Source organism: Cryobacterium sp. 10I1 (assembly GCF_035019805.1).
Classification (GTDB): domain Bacteria; phylum Actinomycetota; class Actinomycetes; order Actinomycetales; family Microbacteriaceae; genus Cryobacterium; species Cryobacterium glucosi.
This window is the reverse complement of sequence record NZ_JASJVF010000320.1, coordinates 1-3,138: the sequence shown is the minus strand read 5'-3', so window position 1 is coordinate 3,138 and position 3,138 is coordinate 1. Positions and strand designations below refer to the sequence as shown.

Sequence of the window (3,138 nt, the reverse complement as noted above, 5' to 3'; positions counted from 1 at the left end):
CTCGGCGCCGGCGCCGAGGAAGATGGCGAGCGGAATGTAGACGCGGCGCTGTCGGCTGGCGGCGCGGACCTCCGCGTCGAGGGCCTGGAAGCGTTCGATCAGGTCGTCGCCGGTCTCGACGGGCACGTTCGCCCACATCGCCGGGTTGTCGAACAGGTCGGTGAACCGGCCGCACTCGTTCTGGTCGAGGACGACCGGGAGCGCCTCGAGCCAGCCGACGAGGTCGTCGACGCCGAGCACCGTGACGAACGGCGGGCGAGCCCTGACCTTGACCTCGCGGGCGCCGACGAAGACCACGGTCGGCCGGACCGGTGCGGTCTGGGCGCGCCGGTCGCTCATCAGGTCGGTGATGTGGTTCGCCTCGAACTCGGCGTGGCGGAGGTAGGGCACCGTGCGTCCGTTGACGGTCAGCACGGCCTTGTCGACGAGGATGCGTGCCGAGCGGTGCTGTTTCGCGTTGACCGTGATCACGCCACCGGGGCCGACGATCAGGTGGTCGATATCCCAGCCTTCGAGGCCGATCGGAAGCGCGTGGAAGATCGTCCAGTCGGAGCTGAGCGCCTGGAGGCTCTTCCCGACAGCGATCTCGCCGAGTGCGGCCAGGTACCAGCCCTCGCAGCGTTTGCCGAGCGGGGAACGCCCGCGGAAACGGTGCCACGCTGAACGCACGGGCGTTCCGGTCTGCTCGCGCAGCAGCTTGTCGATCACGGATTCCGCCATCCGCCGCCTGTACATGCCGCCGCCGCTGAGCCTCACCATGTCTGTCGGTCCGATACTTTTACTACGCGCGATCGCAAATCCTGTCAGCCAATTGTCCCCCCGAACAAGGGCGTGTCCTTACTCAACGGGATTATGCGGTTCGGTCGGCCCCCTCACGTACCTCTCCTGGGCACGCCGGCCCGAGGCCGGAACGAACGAAACGCACGCGCCTGACGGCCCCGCGCTGCCCTCTTGCGGCACGTCACTCCGACTCCGGTATTCTATTGAGAGGACAACTGTCCGTTCAACAGAGGCCCGAGGGGAACGATCATGCCGGCTTCCCCTCGTGCGTTCCGGAGAGTCCTGCGGACCGGGCGGGCCCCGCTGACCAGCTTCGGCATCCCCTTCGGGCTTTCGGGCCTTGCCGGCACCTGGACGATGGCCGCGGGAGTCCTCGGCACGCCCGCTGGGATCGGTGAGGCCCTGTGGGTGTTCGCGCTCGTCGCCTGGGTTGCGGTCCTCGCCAATTACCTCGTGCGCAGCCGGAACAACGGGGGGACGATCCGGGCGGACCTCGCCGACCCGGTGCAGGCACCGTTCGCCGCCCTCGCGCCCACAACCGGGATGCTGCTGGGCACCCATGTCGCTGTATCCCTGTCCGCGGGTTCCGGTTCAGGGCATCCGCTTGCGGGGGTACTGCAGGGATCGCCCGCCGGGCTCCTGGTCGCGCTGGTGCAAGGGGTCGTCGTCGGGTTCCTGGTCGTGGCGCTCGTCTTCGGGGCGTGGTCTGTCGCGCAACTGGCTCTCCGGATGCGCGACATCGACACACTCCATGCCGGGTACTTTCTTCCGACGGTCGCCGCCGCCTTCATCGCAGGGCAGTCGGCGGGAACGTTCGGCTGGACGACGCTGAGCGTCGCTTGTATCGGGGTCGGGCTGCTGTTCTGGATGCTGCTGGGTGCGCTCATCCTCGGCAGGATGGCGTTCCGTCCCGCCCTTCCTGCCCGCCTGCTGCCGACGTTCGCGATCTTCTCCGCCCCGCCCGCGGTCGCGGGGAACGCCTGGTTCGCCTCCAACGGCGGCCGGCTCGACACCCTCGAGACCGTCCTGCTCGGGACGTTCGTGCTGCTGATCCTCGTGCAGGTGATGATGCTCGCCGCCTACTGGCGGCTCGGGTTCGACCTCGGCTTCTGGGCGTTCACCTTCACGGCCGCGGCGAGCGGGACCTACGCCCTGCACTGGATCGGAGATGCCGCAGCGCCCGGTGCCGGGACCGGGTCGGCCGTGAACCTGGGGGCGTCGGGGGACTGGGTGTCGGCGGTCGCCGGAACCGGCATCCTCGCCACCGTGACCCTCGTGATCGGCAGTATCGCCGTGCGCTCGGTCGGGTACCTCGTGCGGGCACACGCCCGCTCGACGCACGCACCGCAGGCGCGCGTCTGACCTACTCGGTGACGGAGATTTCCTTCCAGAAGGCGACGTAGCCGCTGTAGTCCTGGCCGACCCGGTCGAACGAAGCGGGGTACGGCGTCGGGTAGCTCCAGGCGCGGTCCTGCAGGAGGGCATCGCCGTCTTTGAGGCTGAAGTACTGGCATTCGCCCTTCCACGGGCAGGTGTACGGCGTCGCGCTCTCCACGAGGAAACCGGGCTTGACGCTCTCCGGCGGGAAATACCAGTTGCCCTCGATCTTGACGAGGTCGGACTGGGGGGCTTCGGCGATCGTGGTGCCGTTGAATACTGCCTTCATGGGGTGCTCCTGGTTCGGTCGGTGAATCGGGCTGGTGCGAGGCGGTTGCGGATGATGAAACGTCAGGCCGGAAACCGGAATTCCCGGACACGGCGAATCTCGGCGGATTGCCGGGCGGCATCCGTGGCCGTGTGCGGCCGGGCGAGGTCGATGGCGGAGCGAACCTCGTCGCCCCGACCGGCCGCGCCGAGGGCCACGGCGGTCTCGGACGCGCTCACGAGGTGGCGGAGGGCACGATGGAGTCCGAGGAACCCGGCGGAGGGGGCGGCAGCCTCCGGCGAGCAGTGGTCGATTCCGAGGCGGGCGAGTTCGTCGATCACTTCCCCGGCCAGGAGGAAGTCTTCGACTGCCGGGCGCGGGGAACCGTCCCGGCGCTGCTCGCCGACGGCGATCACGGCGACGGAGAACCGGTCGGCCTTCTCGGACTGACGCGCGAGCACCCACTCGGCGACGCGCGCCGGGTTGCCGAGGTCGGCCACGATCACGCGGGGCCCGCCCAGGGGCGTGGCCGGTGCCGTGTCGCCGACGGTGGGCAGGGCATCCGCGAGGATAATCACGTCCGCGTCCCCGGCGAGCGCCTGGAACCCGGCGAGACCGACGTCGAAGCGGACCTGGTACTTCTGCTGGGGCAGGAATTCACTCACCGGGAAAGGCTACCCGTCGGTCAGGCGAAGCGAGCGTCGTAGCGGGCG

Annotated in this window: 4 protein-coding genes; 1 reads left to right on the top strand and 3 read right to left on the bottom strand. The window is 69.3% G+C overall.

Annotation, left to right across the window (positions count from 1 at the left end):
• Positions 1-720 (bottom strand): nuclease-related domain-containing protein (locus QN345_RS17240; RefSeq protein WP_323508949.1); only part of this gene is annotated, 720 nt, incomplete at its 3' end.
• A 309-nt stretch (positions 721-1,029) separates the two neighbouring features.
• On the opposite strand from QN345_RS17240, the gene QN345_RS17235 reads away from it, so the two are divergent.
• Entirely contained in the window at positions 1,030-2,142 is a 1,113-nt protein-coding gene (locus tag QN345_RS17235; protein ID WP_322136570.1) for a hypothetical protein, read from the top strand.
• A gap of 1 nt (position 2,143) precedes the next feature.
• Here the strand turns inward: QN345_RS17235 and QN345_RS17230 are convergent, their stop codons facing one another.
• Both QN345_RS17230 and QN345_RS17225 read right to left on the bottom strand, forming a co-directional pair.
• Positions 2,144-2,446, bottom strand: a complete 303-nt coding sequence (locus tag QN345_RS17230; protein ID WP_134449713.1) for a DUF427 domain-containing protein — start codon at positions 2,444-2,446, stop codon at positions 2,144-2,146.
• A gap of 62 nt (positions 2,447-2,508) precedes the next feature.
• The gene (locus QN345_RS17225) at positions 2,509-3,090 is read right to left on the bottom strand and encodes a hypothetical protein (RefSeq protein ID WP_134449714.1); all 582 of its coding nucleotides are present in this window, start codon (positions 3,088-3,090) and stop codon (positions 2,509-2,511) included.
• Positions 3,091-3,138: the final 48 nt, after the last annotated feature.

Coding starts and splice junctions, on each gene's coding strand:
- QN345_RS17235 (WP_322136570.1), top strand. CDS start 1,030: ATGCCGGCTTCCCCTCGTGCGTTCCGGAGAGTCCTGCGGACCGGGCGG.
- QN345_RS17230 (WP_134449713.1), bottom strand. CDS start 2,446: ATGAAGGCAGTATTCAACGGCACCACGATCGCCGAAGCCCCCCAGTCC.